Origin of the sequence: Nonomuraea sp. NPDC001831 (genome assembly GCF_042892035.1) — a bacterium.
In the GTDB taxonomy this organism is placed as follows: domain Bacteria; phylum Actinomycetota; class Actinomycetes; order Streptosporangiales; family Streptosporangiaceae; genus Nonomuraea.
In genome coordinates this window covers 1-17,321 of the sequence record NZ_JBIATU010000010.1, presented here as the reverse complement: position 1 = coordinate 17,321, position 17,321 = coordinate 1, and the positions used below count along the sequence as shown (strand labels likewise).

At 68.3% G+C, this 17,321-nt stretch carries 15 protein-coding genes, 2 tRNA genes, 2 pseudogenes and 1 riboswitch; of the genes and pseudogenes, 11 read left to right on the top strand and 8 right to left on the bottom strand.

The genetic code is table 11. The annotated features are described in order from the left end of the window. Positions 1–2: 2 nt before the first annotated feature. The 3 genes from ACFYYW_RS29300 to ACFYYW_RS29290 all read right to left on the bottom strand — a co-directional run bounded on the left by ACFYYW_RS29300 (position 3) and on the right by ACFYYW_RS29290 (position 3,027). On the bottom strand, positions 3–968 hold the full coding sequence (locus tag ACFYYW_RS29300; protein WP_352323615.1) for a hypothetical protein: 966 nt from the start codon (positions 966–968) through the stop codon (positions 3–5). A gap of 5 nt (positions 969–973) precedes the next feature. After that, a riboswitch (cyclic di-AMP (ydaO/yuaA leader) is annotated at positions 974–1,112 on the bottom strand. Positions 1,113–1,180: 68 nt separating this feature from the next. Next, entirely contained in the window at positions 1,181–2,251 is a 1,071-nt protein-coding gene (gene galT, locus ACFYYW_RS29295) for a galactose-1-phosphate uridylyltransferase (protein WP_352323614.1), read from the bottom strand. Continuing rightward, complete coding sequence (locus ACFYYW_RS29290; protein WP_352323613.1) at positions 2,248–3,027, bottom strand: DeoR/GlpR family DNA-binding transcription regulator; 780 nt, start codon at positions 3,025–3,027, stop codon at positions 2,248–2,250. Before ACFYYW_RS29290 ends, galT begins: the two co-directional genes overlap by 4 nt. 137 nt (positions 3,028–3,164) lie before the next feature. Between ACFYYW_RS29290 and ACFYYW_RS29285 the strand changes: the two genes are divergently transcribed. Then, positions 3,165–3,242, top strand: coding sequence for a 50S ribosomal protein bL37 (locus ACFYYW_RS29285; protein WP_125636474.1), 78 nt, complete (start codon positions 3,165–3,167; stop codon positions 3,240–3,242). Positions 3,243–3,281: 39 nt separating this feature from the next. Here ACFYYW_RS29285 and ACFYYW_RS29280 read toward each other — a convergent pair. Then, positions 3,282–4,598: pseudogene (locus ACFYYW_RS29280) on the bottom strand (TrpB-like pyridoxal phosphate-dependent enzyme); the annotation flags it as partial. Positions 4,599–4,687: 89 nt separating this feature from the next. On the opposite strand from ACFYYW_RS29280, the gene ACFYYW_RS29275 reads away from it, so the two are divergent. Continuing rightward, positions 4,688–5,326, top strand: coding sequence for an HAD family hydrolase (locus ACFYYW_RS29275; protein ID WP_387653148.1), 639 nt, complete (start codon positions 4,688–4,690; stop codon positions 5,324–5,326). Here ACFYYW_RS29275 and ACFYYW_RS29270 read toward each other — a convergent pair. Together ACFYYW_RS29270 and ACFYYW_RS29265 are read right to left on the bottom strand one after the other, a co-directional pair. Next, positions 5,280–5,909 carry a uridine kinase gene (locus ACFYYW_RS29270; protein WP_387653146.1) on the bottom strand — a complete coding sequence of 210 codons (630 nt, stop codon included), beginning with the start codon at positions 5,907–5,909 and terminating at the stop codon, positions 5,280–5,282. The two genes, ACFYYW_RS29275 and ACFYYW_RS29270, sit on opposite strands and share 47 nt — an antisense overlap. A gap of 204 nt (positions 5,910–6,113) precedes the next feature. Then, positions 6,114–6,187: transfer RNA gene (locus tag ACFYYW_RS29265), tRNA-Gly, on the bottom strand. A gap of 89 nt (positions 6,188–6,276) precedes the next feature. Here ACFYYW_RS29265 and ACFYYW_RS29260 point away from each other — a divergent pair. Together ACFYYW_RS29260 and ACFYYW_RS29255 are read left to right on the top strand one after the other, a co-directional pair. Further along, positions 6,277–6,353: transfer RNA gene (locus ACFYYW_RS29260), tRNA-Pro, on the top strand. A gap of 157 nt (positions 6,354–6,510) precedes the next feature. Next, positions 6,511–6,645, top strand: a pseudogene (locus tag ACFYYW_RS29255) (GntR family transcriptional regulator); the annotation flags it as partial. A 21-nt stretch (positions 6,646–6,666) separates the two neighbouring features. On the opposite strand, the gene ACFYYW_RS29250 reads toward ACFYYW_RS29255, so the two are convergent. Continuing rightward, the gene (locus ACFYYW_RS29250; protein WP_387653144.1) at positions 6,667–7,167 is read right to left on the bottom strand and encodes a DUF4231 domain-containing protein; all 501 of its coding nucleotides are present in this window, start codon (positions 7,165–7,167) and stop codon (positions 6,667–6,669) included. Between the two features lie 228 nt (positions 7,168–7,395). Between ACFYYW_RS29250 and ACFYYW_RS29245 the strand changes: the two genes are divergently transcribed. After that, a complete protein-coding gene (locus tag ACFYYW_RS29245) occupies positions 7,396–7,896 on the top strand; it encodes a DinB family protein (RefSeq protein ID WP_387653142.1) in 501 nt (166 codons plus the stop codon). 75 nt (positions 7,897–7,971) lie between these two features. Here the strand turns inward: ACFYYW_RS29245 and ACFYYW_RS29240 are convergent, their stop codons facing one another. Then, entirely contained in the window at positions 7,972–8,463 is a 492-nt protein-coding gene (locus ACFYYW_RS29240) for an ATP-binding protein (RefSeq protein WP_387653140.1), read from the bottom strand. Positions 8,464–8,695: 232 nt separating this feature from the next. Between ACFYYW_RS29240 and ACFYYW_RS29235 the strand changes: the two genes are divergently transcribed. From ACFYYW_RS29235 to ACFYYW_RS29210, 6 genes are all read left to right on the top strand, one after another. Then, positions 8,696–9,562, top strand: coding sequence for a helix-turn-helix transcriptional regulator (locus tag ACFYYW_RS29235; protein ID WP_352323607.1), 867 nt, complete (start codon positions 8,696–8,698; stop codon positions 9,560–9,562). A gap of 166 nt (positions 9,563–9,728) precedes the next feature. Continuing rightward, positions 9,729–11,105 carry a trigger factor gene (gene tig / locus ACFYYW_RS29230; protein ID WP_387653138.1) on the top strand — a complete coding sequence of 459 codons (1,377 nt, stop codon included), beginning with the start codon at positions 9,729–9,731 and terminating at the stop codon, positions 11,103–11,105. A 474-nt stretch (positions 11,106–11,579) separates the two neighbouring features. Beyond that, positions 11,580–12,212: an ATP-dependent Clp protease proteolytic subunit gene (locus tag ACFYYW_RS29225; protein ID WP_352323605.1), complete on the top strand. Its 633-nt coding sequence runs from the start codon at positions 11,580–11,582 to the stop codon at positions 12,210–12,212. A gap of 11 nt (positions 12,213–12,223) precedes the next feature. Further along, the gene (locus tag ACFYYW_RS29220; RefSeq protein ID WP_352323604.1) at positions 12,224–12,847 is read left to right on the top strand and encodes an ATP-dependent Clp protease proteolytic subunit; all 624 of its coding nucleotides are present in this window, start codon (positions 12,224–12,226) and stop codon (positions 12,845–12,847) included. Positions 12,848–13,031: 184 nt separating this feature from the next. Beyond that, positions 13,032–14,315 (top strand): ATP-dependent Clp protease ATP-binding subunit ClpX, encoded by a 1,284-nt coding sequence (gene clpX / locus ACFYYW_RS29215; protein WP_185067261.1) that lies wholly within the window; start codon positions 13,032–13,034, stop codon positions 14,313–14,315. A gap of 63 nt (positions 14,316–14,378) precedes the next feature. Next, positions 14,379–16,952 carry a valine--tRNA ligase gene (locus tag ACFYYW_RS29210; RefSeq protein WP_387653135.1) on the top strand — a complete coding sequence of 858 codons (2,574 nt, stop codon included), beginning with the start codon at positions 14,379–14,381 and terminating at the stop codon, positions 16,950–16,952. Positions 16,953–17,321: the final 369 nt, after the last annotated feature.

The following is a 17,321-nucleotide window of genomic DNA, read 5'->3' as shown; positions in this document are numbered from 1 at the left end:
GGCTAGTTCATCGAGATGTGCACGTGGTCGTAGTGGTTCTCGGTGATGCTGCCGCGGTCGGACATCGAGCGCCAGCCCGAGCCCTGGTTGATGCGCTGCTTCCAGATCACGTACTTGACGCCCAGCTTGGCCTTGTTCTTCAGGGCCCAGTCGGCCAGCCGGTCGCCGAGCGCGTTGTTGACGGCGCTCGGCATGGTGCCGCCCGTGCTCATCATGAAGTCGCAGGCCCGGCCGAGCGGGTGCTCGCCGCTGGAGCCGGCCCGGAAGCAGCCCACCTCGTACGGCAGCGAGAAGTTCTTCTGCACCTGCGCGCGCATCAGCCGGGTGCGCGGCGTGATGTTGTCCGAGCCGGCCGGCAGCTCGGGCGCCCAGCTCCCGTCGGACTTCTTGCCCGGCCCGAACGGCACGAGGTCCTGGAGCTTCTTCTTGATGTCGTCGATGACGTCCTGGGCGTCGTCGCGCTGCTCGGCCACCTCCGCCGTGCCCGCCTTCAGCTGCGTCGCGAGCGCGGCGGCGGCCGTGGCGGCCTTCTTCTGGTCGTCGCGGGCCTTGGCCACGCTGTCCACGACCGCCTGCTGCTCGGCGGTGAGCTGTTCGAGCACGGCCGCGCCGCCGCCGTCCGGGGTCAGCATGAAGCCCGGCAGGGAGGCGTCGCGGCTCTGGTAGCGCAGCCGGGCGATCTCGGCGACCCGCTGCTCGGCCGTGGCGACCGCCTGCTCGGCGGCGGTGAGCCGCTGCTGGGCGGCGGTGGCGGCCTGCTGGGCCTTGGCCAGCTCGACCCGCTTGAGGTTGTACGTCTCGATCAGCTTGTCGACCTTGCGGTTGAGCTGCTTGAGCTGGGCCCGCAGCTGCGCCTCCGACGGCTTGGGCGCGGCTGACGCCGAGACTGAGGCGGCGGCCGGCTGGACGAGCAGGGCGGTGGCGGTGATGAGACCGACGGCAAGACTCGCGGGGGACGAAGCCGCCACGTGGTTGTTCCTCTCCCTCTGCCGGCCGGGTTAGCTGACGGGTTCGGGCACGGGAGCATTCCCTACCACTTACGCGGATTCACCCCGGATGCGATGGGTCCCCGGCTCCCGGGCAACACGCCCGGGATTAGGCGTACAACGACCGTTATGGCCGGTGTCTAACGGGATATTAGTGGTAGATCACGAGTCATGCGACTTTAATGAGAAACCAATTAGTGATCAATTCGTGATCGCAACATGCGTGCCGCCTCCTCCGGCAGCACGTCGTTGACGAAGGCCCCCATGGCCGACTCCGAGCCCGCCAGGTACTTCAGCTTCCCGGGCGCCCGCCTGATGCTGAACAGCTCCAGGTGCAGGTAGGCCAGCTCGCGGCCGTACCGCACCGGCGCCTGGTGCCAGGCCGAGATGTACGGCATCGCCACCCCGAACAGCGCGTCGAGCGCCCGCAGCACCGAGGTGTACAGCGGCGCGAACGCGGCCCGCTCCTCCTCCGACAGCGCCGCCAGGTCGGGCACCTGCCGGTGCGGATACACGTGCACCTCGAACGGCCAGCGCGCGGCGGCCGGGACGAACGCCGTCCAGAGCTCGTTGGCGGCCACCACCCGCGTGCCGGCGGCCCGCTCGGCGGCCAGCACGTCGGCGAACAGGTTGCCGCCCGTGTGCCGCGAGGCGGCCCCGAGCTGGAGCTTGGTGCGCGGGGTCACGTAGGGGTAGGCGTAGATCTGCCCGTGCGGGTGGGGGAGCGTGATGCCGATCTCCTCGCCCCTGTTCTCGAAGCAGAACACCTGCTCGACGCCCTCGATGCCGGACAGCTCGGCCGTGCGGTCGGCCCACGCCTCCATCACCAGCCTGACCTGGGCGTTGGAGAGCCTGGAGAAGGAGGAGGAGTGGTCGGAGGTGAAGCAGACCACCTCACACCGCCCGACACCCGGCCGCACCTCACTCAGGCCACCGACATCCCCGTAAGTCCCAAAATTTCCGGAGAAAGAGGGAAAGCGGTTCTCGAACACCACCACGTCATAGTCGTGGGCCGGGATCTCCGACGCCCGCGTGTCGGACGACGGGCACAACGGGCACTCGTCGGCCGGCGGCAGGAACGTGCGCGTCTGCCGGTGGCCGGCGATCGCGATCCACTCCTCGGTCAGCGGGTCGTAGCGCAGCTCGGAGGCCACCGGCCGCGGGTCGAGCGGCCGCCGGTCGATCGCGCTCCGGTCAGCGTCGTCGCGCCGGTCGAAGTAGATCAGCTCTCGGCCGTCTGCCAGGTGGGTGATGGTGCGCTTCAAGGCGTGCCCTCCGCGATGATCAGTTCTCCGGCCCGTTCGGCCAGTTCGGTGCGTGCTTCCTCGGGCAGCCCCGCGTCGCTGATGACCACGTCGGCCTCGGTCAGCTCGGCGATCGTGCTGATGCCGACCGTGTTCCACTTGGTGTGGTCGGCGGGGACCACCAGCCGGTGCGCCGCGGCCACCAGCTCCCTGTCGGTCTCGGACTCCAGCAGGTTGGGCGTGGTGAACCCGGCGCGCAGGCTCATGCCGTGCACCCCGAGGAAGAGCGTGTCCACGTGCAGGCGGCGGATGGCCGCCACCGCCACGGGGCCGACGAGCGCGTCGGAGGGGGTGCGCACGCCGCCGGTCAGCACGACCGTGCGGTCGGCGCGCGGGTTGCGGTGGAAGACCTCGGCGACGGGGATCGAGTTGGTGATCACGGTCAGCTCGGGCACCGCGACCAGATGGTGGGCCAGCGCCCATATGGTGGTGCCGGCGGAGAGCGCCACGGCGGTGCCCGGCCGGACGAGAGTGGCCGCGTGCCGCGCGATGGCCTCCTTCTCCTGCTGCTGGCGGGCGGACTTGGCGGTGAAGCCCGGCTCCTCGGTCGAGCCGGGGCCGAGGGCCGTCGCGCCGCCGTGGACCTTCTCCAGCAGCCCGCGCTCGGCCAGCACCTCGAGGTCGCGGCGTATCGTCATGTCGGAGACGCCGAGCTCGCGCACGAGGTCGGCCACCCGGACGCCGCCGCTGCTGCGTACGCGTTCCAGGATCGTCTGCTGACGCTGCTGTGCGAGCACGCCCACCCCTTCCAACAGATTCCACCAAATTATGACACGAGTTTGTTGAGGAATGTTAGGTCACGGCGTATCGCTTGTGCGAGCCGCGGGCAGGGGAGACCTTGAGGGTCACGATCCCGACCGCTGGAGGTGAGCCCATGGCGAAACGTGCACGCAAGGGCAGGGCGCGCAAGAAGAAGAAGGCGAACCACAGGAAGCGCCCGAACGCGAACTGAACACGGGTGGCCGCGCTCTCGCGGCCACCCGTGTCGTCTTCAGCCGGGCAGTTCGGTGAGCGCCTGGTCGAGGCGCTCCTGCGGAAGCGAGTAGTCCTCCAGTTCGCCGGCCAGGTGGCGGTCGTAGGCGGCCAGGTCGAAATGGCCGTGCCCGCACAGTGCGGTGAGGATCACCTTCTCCTCGCCGCTCTCCTTGCAGCGCAGCGCTTCGGCGATGGTCTCGGCGAGCGCGTGCGTGGGCTCGGGGGCCGGGACGATGCCCTCGGTCCGTGCGAAGCGCACACCCGCCTCGAAACACTCGCTCTGGGTACGGGTCACCGCCTCGAACAGGCCCAGCTCGTACATGTGGGACAGCAGCGGCGCCATGCCGTGATAGCGCAGCCCGCCGGCGTGGATCGGGTCGGGGACGAAGGAGTGCCCGAGGGTGTGCATCTTCAGCAGCGGCGTCAGCCCGGCGGTGTCGCCGAAGTCGTAGGCGTACACGCCGCGGGTGAACGACGGGCAGGCGGCCGGCTCGACGGCCCTGAACCGGGTGCCGATCCGTCCGGCCAGCTTCTCCCGCAGGAAGGGGAAGGCCAGGCCGGCGAAGTTGGAGCCGCCGCCCGTGCAGCCGATGACCAGGTCCGGCAGCTCGGGCAGCTGCGCCAGGGCCTCCTCGCCGATCACCGTCTGGTGCATCAGGACGTGGTTGAGCACCGAGCCGAGCGCGTACCGGGCCTCGGGGGTCGCGGCGGCCACCTCGACCGCCTCGCTGATCGCCAGGCCCAGGCTGCCGGGGGAGGCGGGGTCGTCGGCCAGCGCCTTGCTGCCCGCGCCGGTGAGGGGTGAGGGGCTGGGGTTGACGGTGGCGCCGTACACGCGCATGAGCGAGCGCCGGTACGGCTTCTGGTCGTAGGACGCCCGAACCATCCAGATCCGGCATTCGACGTCGAACTGGGCGCAGGCGAACGCCAGGGCCGAGCCCCACTGTCCCGCGCCGGTCTCCGTGGTCAGCAGCCGCACGCCTTCCTTGGCGTTGTAGTACGCCTGCGGCACGGCGGTGTTCGCCTTGTGCGACCCGGCCGGTGAGACGCCCTCGTACTTGTAGTAGATGCGGGCCGGCGTGTCGAGGGCCTTCTCCAGCCGGTGCGCCCTGATCAGCGGCGTGGGCCGCCACAGCCGGTAGACGTCGATGACCTCCTTGGGGATGGGCACGTAGTGGTCGCCGCTGACCTCCTGCGCGATGAGCTCCATGGGGAACAGCGGCGCGAGGTCGTCGGGCCCGACAGGACGGCGGGTGCCGGGGTGCAGGGGCGGCGGAGGCGGCACGGGAAGATCGGGAACGATGTTGTACCAGTTGCCAGGGATCACCGTTTCAGTTTGAGCCGCCTCTGTGAGCCGTCAAGGGTATGGACACGGACACGTTCCTTCTTTACCTTGGTTGAAACAGTTCACAGGAGGAGCGTATGAAAATCGATGCTGTCGTGTTCGACATCGGCGGAGTGCTGGAGCTGACGCCGTCCCTGGGCGTGACGGCCAGATGGGAGGAGCGGCTCGGCCTGCCCGCCGGTCACATCGACGCGCAGCTGGAGCCGACCTGGCTGGCCGGGATGGTCGGCGAGATCACGGAGGAGCAGGCCGACGCCGAGGTGGCCAAGGTGCTCGGCGCGCACGCGGAGGCGTTCATGGCCGACGTCTGGACGGAGTACCTCGGCACCCCCAACACCGAGCTCATGGCGTACCTGGGCGCCCTGCGTCCGCGCTACCGCACGGGCCTGGTGAGCAACAGCTACGTCGGCGCCAGGGAACGCGAGCAGGCCGCGTACGGCTACGCCGGCCTGGTGGACCACATCGTCTACTCGCACGAGGCGGGCGTGCGCAAACCGGACCCGCGCATCTACCGGACGGCCTGCGACGCCCTCGGCGCCGACCCCGCCGCCACGGTGTTCCTCGACGACCACGAGCCGTACGTCGAGGGCGCCCGCGCGGCCGGCCTGCACGCCGTGCGCTTCACGTCGAACGCCCAGGCCGTCGCCGAGCTGGACGCGCTGCTCGGGCTCAGCCGTCCGTCAGCACCGCCGGCCGGTCCGGATGGTCGGCCCTGACCACCACGTCGGCGGCCCGCTGCGGGCGGGCCTCGCGTTCGTACCGCTCGTAGGCCGGCAGTCGCCACCGCTCGTCCGGCGGCGTGCGCCGCGCCAGCGCCCCCGCCGACAGCCACACGTGCACGCTCACCTCGAACGGCAGCCCCCGCCCCAGCAGCAGCGTCCCGTCCACGAGCACCACCCCGCCCGGCGCCAGCTCCCGGTACGGCAGCCGGTACGCGCGATCGATCCCGCTGTCCCACAACGCCGGCAGCACCCGCCCCGAGCCGCCCGGCTCCAAGGGTTCGAGCACCTCGCGCAGCAGGCCCTTGACGTCGAGCCAGTCCTCGTAGAAGACGTCGGGATCGGTCCGGCCGTGTTCCAGCCGCAGCGAGGCCGGCCGCAGGAAGTCGCCCGCCGACACCCGCAACACGGGCCGGCCGCTCAACCGCAGCGGCGCCACCAGCTCGTCGGCCAGCGCGCCAGGCCCCGCCGCGGGCGCCCCGTCGACCGCCACCCGCACCCAGGCGTCCCTGGGCCGCGCGGCGACGAGCTCGGCCAGCTCCTCGACGAGCGCCTCCCGCGAGATCGGACGTGCACGCATCGACGCCAGCCTACGCCCCCGAAGATCACAAGCGGCCGGGCTCCCGGCCCCTTGAGGACCGCATCGACCACAACGGGTCTGTGCCGGACGAAGGCCGACGCGGTGATCCAGGGGAAGCGCGAGTCTCGTCAGCTCGGACGGACAAGATCGGATAACAGTAAGGCCCAGGCTCGGGATCATCTCCCGGACCTGGGCCTTCGTGCCTGGAGCGGACGACGGGAATCGAACCCGCGTAGCTAGTTTGGAAGACTAGGGCTCTACCATTGAGCTACGTCCGCGCGAACCGGTCGAACTCTGGTCTAGACTTCATCCGGTCGTCAGGGCGTAAGCGTACCGGAGTCACGGACCGCATGCGCACCCGGCGAGGCGGGGCGTGGCGCAGCTTGGCAGCGCGCTTGCTTTGGGAGCAAGAAGTCGCAGGTTCAAATCCTGTCGCCCCGACCAGCCAGAAGGCCCCATTCGATCCGGGTGGGGCCTTCTGAGTGACTGAGCCGGAGATCATGTCTCCTCGCCTCTCGCGAAGATGCGGTCCATGGCAACGGCACCGGCCTTGAAAATCGGGCGGATCTGCCTGCGGTAGCGGGCCTCGGCCGAGGCGGAACTGCAAGGCCGCTACGAACCCGGCGAACGACTCCCCGCGGAGGCGGCTCCGGCAGGGCGCTTCAAGGTCAGCCTGCCGACCGTCCGCCAGGCAGCGGGAGTGCTCCGGTCGCAGGGCATCGTGGAGCCCAAGCCATCATCAGGGGCGTGCTGCGGCTCATTGCAGGGATTGGTGAGAGGACTGGCTGGCCAAAGTCATGGTGCTGAGGGTGGACGCGTTCTCGGAGGCGATGGCGTTCTCCACGCGCTCGACGAGCACCTTGAAGGCGGCTTCGTCCTCGAGGCCCTCGAACACACCCGTCCGGGTCTTGTAGTGAAACAGTTCCTGGCCGAGCGCCTGCTCGGTGGACCGATAGTTCTTCCACTGCTCTCTGTAGTGGTACACGCTCTCCAGCGACACCAAGATCACGACCATCAGGCTGATGAGCGTCGTAGCGATCTCGACATAGGGCAGCTTGATGTTCACGAGCACAGGGACAACCGCTGCTCCCACCACAGCCAAGGTTCTGAGGCGGAGGTGGAGAGCCTTGGTCTTGACCGCCTTGCCGTCGTACCAGCCTCTGTACTGCTCCAGGCGCTGCTCGATGTACTCGGCAGGCCCGAGCGTCGTGTCTGCCTGAGACGGCCTTGCAGCGGAAGCGGGTAGGTCTTCTGCCATGCTCGAAGCTCCTGCCTGCTCAACGATTCGGAGTGGCACGCACTGCACGCGGAGCCCCAGCCGGGACGACCGGTGCGGGTGATTTTATGGGTCGCCGAGATCGCCCTGCCACCAGTGAGCTGACCTGCTGTTCGCATCCTGTCGCCCCGACCAGGTCATCGGCCCCTCCGGCGCGGAGGGGGCTTCTTGGTTCGCGGCCCCGGACGAAGCGCCCATTAAGGTCGAGGCGTGACAGACAACCGTGTGCCCCCACCCCTCACCGGCGACGAACGCACCGTGCTCGGCAACTGGCTCGAATGGCATCGCGGCACGTTGGCCGTCAAATGCGCCGGCCTCACCGACGAGCAGCTGAGGCTCCGCTCCGCAGAGCCGTCCAGCATGTCGCTGCTCGGCCTGGTCCGGCACATGGCGCACGTGGAGCGCGTCTGGTTCCGCCGCGTGCTGAACGGCGAGGGCATCCCCCGCCTGTGGAACAAGGACGTCGACAACGACGCCGACTTCAACGACGTGGACGACGCCTCGGTGGAGGAGGCGTTCACCACCTGGCAGGACGAGATCGAGCGCGCCCGCACCATCTCGGCCGCCAAACCCCTCGACGCCGTGGCCGACCGGAACGGCCAGGACTGCACCCACCGCTGGATCCTCGTCCACATGATCGAGGAGTACGCGCGCCACAACGGCCACGCCGACCTGCTGCGCGAGCGCATCGACGGCGCCACAGGCGAGTAGCGGCCAGGCCGAAGGGTCAGAGTGGCGGCCAGGCCGAAGGGTCAGAGTGGCGGCCAGGCCGAGGGGGCCGAGAGGTCAGCCCTCTTCGGCGCTCTCCTCGGCGCGGAACAACGCCCACACGGCCTTGCCGCCGCGGTCGAGCGGGTCCCAGCCCCAGCACTGGCTGTAGGTCTCGACGATGTAGAGGCCGCGCCCGTTCTCGGAGATGAAGTCCGGCTCCTTGCGGCGCGGCACCTCGTCGCTCGGGTCCGCCACCGCCAGCAGCACGTGCGGCGACACGCGCATCAGCAAGAGCTCGATCTCCCGGCGGCCGGCCGCGTACATCGCGTACCTGACGGCGTTGGTCACCAGCTCGGACACCACGAGCGCGGCGTCGTCGCTCAGCTCGTGCAGGCCCCATCCCCGCAGCGTGGAGCGGGTCACGTCCCTGGCGGTCTTCACCGAGTCGGCCTGGAAGGGCAGGGGGCACGCGGTCGTGTTCGGCTTCCCGCCCTTGAGCAGGTGGTCGAACCCCACCTCACGGGTGATCTGCAGGCAATCGGCAGTGGCCAGAGGATCCTCCACCATGCCGCCGATACCTCCCCGTAGCCCTCGGTTTAGTGCATGTTTGGCCCACAATGCACTAAGCCATCATGGGTCACGAACGCTGCGGCTGCAAGACCCAAATGCACGTGCAGCTGCAATGTGCAACAGCATGCGCCTTTTGGGGCAAATCTCTCCTAATCGGACACGAGGTTGAGACCTTGTCATACCCGGCAATGTGGTGTCACTGTGTGTGCGGACCTTGATAGGAGGCAAAGTGACGCAGAACCAGCCGGGTTCCGGGCCGACGGCGCTGCGCATCCTCCTGGGCTCCCAGCTGCGAAAGCTCAGGGAGGCGAAGAACGTCACCCGCGAGGAGGCGGGGCACCTCATCAGGGGCTCCGAATCCAAGATCAGCCGCATGGAGCTGGGCCGGGTGGGGTTCAAGGAACGTGACGTCGCCGACCTGCTCACCCTGTACGGCGTCGTGGACCCGCAGGCGCGAGCCGCCGTCCTCGACCTGGTGGCCACCGCGAACGAACCCGGCTGGTGGCACCGCTTCAACGACGTCCTGCCCACGTGGTTCCAGGCGTACGTCGGCCTTGAGGAGGCCGCCGCCCGGATCAGGACCTACGAGGTCCAGTTCGTCCCGGGACTGCTCCAGACCAAGGAGTACGCCCGGGCGGTCGTCACCGCCGGAGCGGCGGGCATCGCGGCGGAGGAGATCGCCAGGAGGGTCGACCTCAGGCTCGAACGCCAGCGCATCTTCGACCGGCCGGACGGCCCCGTCTTCTGGGCCGTGATCGACGAGGCGGCGCTGCGCCGGCCCATCGGCGGCGTCGAGGTGATGCGCGCCCAGCTCGAACACCTCATCGACCTCATGCGGCAGCCCAGCATCACCATCCAGATCATGCCGTTCAGCTTCGGCGGCCACAGCGCCGAGGGCGGCGCCTTCAGCATCCTGCGCTTCCCCGACCGCGACCTTCCCGACGTCGTCTACGTCGAGCAGCTGGCCAGCGCCCTGTACCTGGACAAGCGTGAGGACGTGGACCGATACACGGAAGTCATGGAGCGGCTGTGCGCCGTGAGCACCACTCCTGATGAGACGATCGATCTGCTGCGGACGATCGCCGAGGAGTTCTGACGGCGACGGCGTCGTTGTTCGGTACGCATCTGCCCTAGACTGGCCATCGGCGTTGGATCCCGCCGTGGCGGAGCATGCCCAACGCCGCTCATGTGGGCGCGGCGCGTGAGCCGTACCGAATGGACGCGCCCGCGATCACTCGTAGCTTGATCAAGGAGACCATTCCGTGAAGACCGCTGTCGAGGAGCTCAGCCCGACCCGGGTCAAGCTCACCGTCGAGGTGCCGTTCGAAGAGCTGCGCCCGAGCATGGATGCGGCGTACAAGAAGGTCGCGCAGCAGGTGCGCGTCCCCGGGTTCCGGCCTGGCAAGGTTCCGGCCCGCATCATCGAGCAGCGCTTCGGCCGGGCGGTAGTGCTGGAGGAGACCCTCAACGACGCGGTGCCCAAGCTCTACGGCCAGGCCGTCGACGAGGTCGACGTGTTCCCGGTGAGCCAGCCCGACATCGAGGTCACGAAGATCGACGACGGTGAGCAGATCGAGTTCACCGCCGAGGTCGACATCCGGCCCAGCTTCGAGGTGCCCGACTACCAGGGCGCCGAGGTCACCGTCGACTCCGCCGAGGTCTCCGACGAAGACGTCGACGCCCAGCTCGACTCGCTGCGCCAGCGCTTCGCGACGCTGACCGGCGTCGAGCGCGCGGCCGCCAACGGCGACTTCGTGGTGATGGACCTGCGCGCCGAGATCAACGGCGAGAACATCGAGGAGCAGCAGGCCAGCGAGGTCTCCTACGAGGTCGGCGCCGGCTCGGTGCTCCAGGGCCTCGACGACGCCCTCGCGGGCATGTCCGCGGGCGAGGAGAAGAGCTTCAAGACCGAGCTCGTCGGCGGCGAGAACGCCGGCGAGGAGGCCGACGTGATCATCAACGTCAAGTCGGTCAAGGAGAAGGTCCTGCCCGAGCTCGACGACGAGTTCGCCCAGCTCGCCAGCGAGTTCGACACGCTCGACGAGCTCAAGGCCAGCATCCGCGAGCAGGCCCGCCGCAACAAGCTCATCGACCAGGTCGTCCAGGCCCGCGAGAAGGCCCTCGACGCGCTGCTCGAGAAGATCGACATCCCGCTGCCCGAGAGCGCGCTCAAGGCCGAGGTCGACGCCCGCAAGCACAACCTCGACCACCAGATCGCCGAGAGCGGCCTCAGCCGTGACGCCTTCTTCCGTCTCTACCAGACGACGGAGGAGGAGCGTTTCGCCGAGTTCGACAGCAACGCCGCCAAGGCGCTCAAGGTCGGCTTCGTGCTTGACAAGATCGTCAAGCAGGAGGAGCTGGGCGTCAACGAGCAGGAGCTGACCAACTTTGTGGTGCGCCGCGCCATGGAGATGGGCGTCCAGCCCAACGAGCTGGCCAAGCACCTGGCCGACAACGACCAGCTCACGCTGGCCATGGTCGAGATCGTCCGTGACAAGGCCAAGTCCGTGCTGGGCGACGCCGCCAAGGTCGTCGACAGCGAGGGCAACGAGGTCGACCTCAAGGCCATCTACGCCGAGATCAACGGCGCCCCGGTCGAGGACGAGGCCGCCGAGTCCGAGGAGAAGGCCGAAGCCTGATCTTTCCCGAAGCCCCCGGACCCGATGGGTCCGGGGGCTTCGTTGTTTTCCGGGCCGCGTCGGCGCGCCGTGCGCGTCCGCGAGCGCGGCCGAGCGCGTGTAAGCGCCCAGAAGGCACCTGACGATCCCGCGAGGCGCGAACGGCCCCTCAGGCGCGGGGGCCGCCCTCCGGCCGCTCGACAGCCCCTCACCGCCACCGTCCGCGCGACCGCTTCCCCGGCCACGGGCGGCATCCACCGGTACGCAATCCCACAAGCTCCACAAGCCCCACCAGCACGGAACCGACCCCGCCGAAACGCCCACAGAGCCGGACCATGAGCTGGACGTGGAGGAACGGCGTAGGCTGACAGAAGACCGGCCACCCAGACCTGCGCCGTCAGCGAACAGTACGGGGGACCGGGCATGACCTGTGGGCGTCGCGCGTTAAGGTCACAAGCAAAGCCAATCACTTACGACGCATCGGAAGGTGACGCTGTGACCAGCCCGCCGACCTTCTATCAGCCTGAGTCGCGAGGCCGTGAGAACGGCTCGTCCTTCCGGCTTGAGGACCAGCTTTACCAGCGCCTGCTGCGTGAGCGCATCATCGTGCTCGGTCAGGAGGTCAACGACGAGATCGCCAACCGGATCTGCGCCGAGCTGTTGCTGCTCGCGGCCGACGACCCCGAGCGCGACATCACGCTGTACATCAACTCGCCGGGGGGCTCGGTGAGTGCCGGTATGGCGATTTACGACATGATGGAATATGTGCCTAACGACGTGTCCACGGTGGTGATGGGCATGGCCGCCTCCATGGGGCAGTTCCTGCTCACCGCCGGCGCCCGCGGCAAGCGCTACGGCCTGCCGCACGCCCGCGTCATGATGCACCAGCCGTCCGGCGGCATCGGCGGCACCGCGGCCGACATCGCCATCCAGGCGGAGCAGATGCTCTACGTGAAGAAGACGCTCGCCGAGCGGATCGCCTTCCACACCGGGCAGCCGCTGGACCAGATCGAGTCCGACTCCGACCGCGACCGCTGGTTCACGGCCGAGGAGGCGAAGGACTACGGCTTCATCGATCACGTGGTCCGCAGCGCGCGGCAGGTGCCCTCCGTGGGCCCGGTCTCCTAGGGGGAGCTGACATGAACATCCAGAGCCGTTACGTTCTCCCCTCCTTCGTCGAGCGCACGTCCTACGGCGTGAAGGAGATGAACCCGTACAACAAGCTCTTCGAGGACCGCATCATCTTCCTCGGAGTGCAGATCGACGACGCGTCGGCCAACGACGTGATGGCCCAGCTGCTGACGCTGGAGTCGCTCGACCCCGACCGTGACATCAGCATCTACATCAACTCGCCCGGCGGCTCGTTCACGGCCATGACGGCGATCTACGACACGATGCAGTTCGTCCGGCCGGAGATCCAGACCGTCTGCCTCGGCCAGGCCGCGTCCGCCGCGGCCGTGCTGCTGGCCGGCGGCACCCCGGGCAAGCGCTTCGCGCTGCCCAACGCCCGGGTGCTGATCCACCAGCCCTCCACCGAGGGCGGTGGCCAGGGAAGCGACATCGAGATCCAGGCCCGCGAGATCCTTCGCATGCGATCCCTCCTTGAGGACATCGTGGCGAAGCACACGGGCAAGGCCTCCGCCGACATCCGCAAGGACATCGAACGCGACAAAATTCTCAACGCGGACGAGGCAAAGGCGTATGGTCTGATCGACGACATCATCCCGACCAGGAAGAAACGAGCTCAGGCCGTCGCTTCCTAGTTGAGATGTGACGCACCGGAGCGCTGCCCAATAGGGCACGTTCCGGTGCGACTCGCCGCTAGGGGGCTCACTGAGGGCCCAGAAGACGGTAACGTCGAAACCTGAGCGGTTCGGCCTAGTCCGGAGGATGTCCGGAGACACTGCTCGCGTGAGCAGGGCGGTCCCACGCAAAGGAGTATCTGGGGTGGCACGCATCGGCGACGGGGGAGACCTGCTGAAGTGCTCTTTCTGCGGGAAGAGTCAGAAGCAAGTCAAAAAGCTCATTGCCGGTCCAGGCGTCTACATCTGCGATGAGTGCATCGATCTCTGCAACGAGATCATCGAGGAGGAGCTCTCCGAGTCCTCCGAGCTCAAGTGGGACAACCTGCCCAAGCCGAGGGAAATCTACGAGTTCCTCGACGCCTACGTCATCGGACAGGACAAGGCGAAGAAGGCGCTCTCGGTGGCGGTCTACAACCACTACAAGCGGGTGCAGTCCGGCGACCGGGGTAGAGACGACGGCCTTGAGTTGGCCAAGAGCAACATCTTGTTGCTCGGGCCGACCGGGTCGGGAAAGACTCTCCTCGCACAGACTCTGGCGAAGATGCTCAACGTGCCCTTCGCCATCGCCGACGCGACGGCCCTCACCGAGGCCGGTTACGTCGGCGAGGATGTCGAGAACATCCTGCTCAAGCTCATCCAGGCCGCCGACTACGACGTCAAGAAGGCCGAGACGGGCATCATCTACATCGACGAGGTCGACAAGATCGCCCGCAAGAGCGAGAACCCGTCGATCACCCGCGACGTCTCCGGCGAGGGCGTGCAGCAGGCGCTGCTGAAGATCCTCGAAGGCACGACGGCCTCGGTGCCGCCGCAGGGCGGGCGCAAGCACCCGCACCAGGAGTTCATCCAGATCGACACCACCAACGTGCTGTTCATCTGCGGTGGAGCCTTCGCTGGCCTCGAGAAGATCATCGAGTCGCGCATCGGCAAGAAGGGCATCGGCTTCAACGCCATCATCCGCTCGAAGGAAGAGGTCGACACGGCCGACATCTTCGGCGACGTGATGCCCGAAGACCTGCTGAAGTTCGGCATGATCCCCGAGTTCGTCGGCCGCCTGCCGGTCATCACCTCGGTCCACAACCTCGACCGCGAGGCTCTCATCCAGATCCTCACCGAGCCCCGCAACGCGCTGGTCAAGCAGTACCGCAAGCTGCTGGAGCTCGACGGCGTGGAGCTGGAGTTCACCGACGGCGCCCTGGAGGCCATCGCCGACCAGGCCATCCTGCGCGGCACCGGCGCCCGCGGGCTGCGCGCGATCCTGGAGGAGGTGCTCCAGTCCGTCATGTACGAGGTGCCCTCCCGCCAGGACGTCGCCCGCGTGGTCATCACCCGCGAGTCGGTGCTGGAACACGCGATCCCGACGCTCGTCCCGCGCGACCAGCTCGCCGCCAAGCAGCAGCGCACGCCGCGCGAGAAGTCGGCCTGACCGTCCGCGAAAAACGCCCCCGGGTTCGTCCTGGGGGCGTTTCGCTTGTCCGGCTCCCTAGAATTGGTCCTTGTGACCACGCAAGAGCTGCCCACCCAATACACGCCGGCCGACGTCGAGACCCGTAGCTACGAGCGCTGGGTGTCCGAAGGCTACTTCCACGCCGACCCGGGCAGCTCGCGCGTGCCGTACAGCATCGTCCTCCCGCCGCCCAACGTGACGGGCGTCCTGCACATCGGTCACGCGCTCGACCACTCCATCCAGGATGCGCTGACCCGCCGCGCCCGCATGCAGGGCCGCGAGACGTTGTGGCTGCCCGGCATGGACCACGCCGGCATCGCCACCCAGAACGTCGTTGAGCGCGAGCTGGCCAAGCAGGGCCTGTCCCGCCACGACCTGGGCCGCGAGGCGTTCGTCGAGCGCGTCTGGGAGTGGAAGGAAGAGTCCGGCGGCCGGATCCTCGGCCAGATGCGCAAGCTCGGCGACGGCGTCGACTGGGAGCGCGAGCGCTTCACCATGGACCCGGGGCTGTCGCGGGCCGTCCAGACCATCTTCAAGAAGCTCTTCGACGACGGGCTCATCTATCGCGCCGAGCGCATCATCAACTGGTGCCCGCGCTGCCTCACCGCGCTGTCCGACATCGAGGTCGAGCACAGCGAGGACGAAGGCGAGCTGGTCTCGATCCGCTACTCCGACGAGATCGTCGTGGCCACCACCCGCGCCGAGACCATGCTCGGTGACACGGCCGTGGCCGTCCATCCCTCCGACGAGCGCTACGCCCACCTGGTCGGCACGATGGTCGAGGTGCCGCTGACCGGCCGCATGATCCCCGTGGTCGCCGACGAGCACGTCGACCCGGCCTTCGGCACCGGCGCGGTCAAGGTCACCCCGGCCCACGACCCCAACGACTTCGAGATCGGCCGCCGCCATTCGCTGCCGTCCCTCACCGTCATGGACGAACGCGGCGTCATCACCGCCCACGGTCCCTTCCAGGGGCTCGACCGCTTCGAGGCGCGCCCGGCCGTGGTCGCCGCGCTGCGCGCCGAGGGCCGCATCGTCGCCGAGAAGCGCCCCTACCTGCACTCGGTCGGCCACTGCTCGCGCTGCAAGACCGTGGTGGAGCCGCGGCTGTCGCTGCAGTGGTTCGTCAACGTCTCGCCGCTGGCCAAGGCCGCCGGCGACGCCGTGCGCGACGGCCGCACCCGCATCCACCCGCCGGAGCTGGCCAAGCGCTACTTCGACTGGGTCGACGACATGCACGACTGGTGCATCTCCCGTCAGCTGTGGTGGGGCCACCGCATCCCGGTCTGGTACGGCCCGGGCGGCGAGGTCGTCTGCGTCGGCCCCGACGAGGAGCCGCCGGCCGGCTACACCCAGGACTCCGACGTCCTCGACACCTGGTTCTCCTCCGGACTGTGGCCGTTCTCCACGCTCGGCTGGCCCGACTCCACCCCGGAGCTGGAGAAGTTCTATCCGACCTCCGTGCTCGTCACCGGCTACGACATCCTGTTCTTCTGGGTGGCCAGGATGATGATGTTCGGTCTCTACGCCATGGACGGCCGTCCGCCGTTCCAGACCGTGGCCCTGCACGGCATGGTCCGCGACCAGTACGGCAAGAAGATGTCGAAGTCGTTCGGGAACGTGGTCGACCCGCTCGACTGGGTCGAGCGCTTCGGCGCCGACGCCACCCGCTTCACGCTGCTGCGCGGCGCCAACCCCGGCGCCGACGTGGCGGTGAGCGAGGAATGGGCGGCCGGCTCGCGCAACTTCTGCAACAAGATCTGGAACGCCACCAGGTTCGCGCTGATGAACGGCGCGGCGGTGGGCTCGCTCGACGGGCTCGACCTCACCGCCGCCGACCGCTGGATCCTGTCCCGCCTGCAGACCGTGGTCAGCGCCGCCGACGCCGCCTTCGACGAGTACGAGTTCGCCAAGGCCTCCGACCTGCTCTACCACTTCGCCTGGGACGAGGTCTGCGACTGGTACCTGGAGCTGGCCAAGATCCAGCTCGGGGAGGGGCTCGAACACACCAGGCTCGTGCTCGGGCATGTGCTCGACGCGCTGCTGCGGCTGATGCATCCGCTGGTGCCGTTCGTCACCGAGGAGTTGTGGCGAGCGGTGACGGGTGGCGAGTCGATCGTCGTGGCCCCCTGGCCCCAGACCGACGCGCGCTACGCGGATCCGGCGGCCGAGGCAGAGATCGACGCCCTGCAGGAGCTCGTCACCGAGGTCCGCAGGTTCCGTTCCGACCAGGGGCTCAAGCCCGGCCAGAAGGTGGCCGCCCGTCTGGGGTTGTCCGGCACGCCGCTGGAGGCCCAGGAGAGGGCGATCCGCGCGTTGCTGCGGCTGACCGAGCCGGCGGAGACGTTCAATGCCACAGCGCGCCTCAGCGTGGGCGCGGTGACCGTGGAGATCGACACCGCGGGCGCCATCGACGTCGTCGCCGAGCGCAAGCGCCTGGAGAAGGATCTGGCCGCCGCCCGGAAGGAAGCCGCGCAGGCGGCCGGAAAGCTGGGCAACGAGCAGTTCATGTCCAAAGCGCCCGACGACGTGGTCGCCAAGGTCCGGGGCCGGGCCGAGCAGGCCGCCGCGGACATCGCGCGGCTTGAGGCACAGCTGTCCGGGCTCGGGGTTTAGAGCATACGAACGCGGGGAAGGTCCATTCGTTACCGAAGATGGACCTTCGACGTCCTCAGGGCTGCTAGAGTTTTCAACGCGGGGCCGATCGGCCCCGACACCCCTTCTGATCAACCCCGACTTTCGGGCGTCTGACCTGGCGGTTGGACAAAGGCCGGAAGTTAGAGTAAGTTAGCAGGGTTGCTCCGAAACGGAGCAGGTCCGGAAGCTCCCGGATCGGGCGGTTTGACAAGAATCGTCCGGATCTGGTAGACTGAAGGAAATGAAATGTGAGCGCCTCTGAGCGGGGATCCGGGAACGGGTTCTGGTGAGGAAGTACGCGTCCGTTTCTTGAGAACTCAACAGTGTGTTAAAAGCCAGTGCATGAAA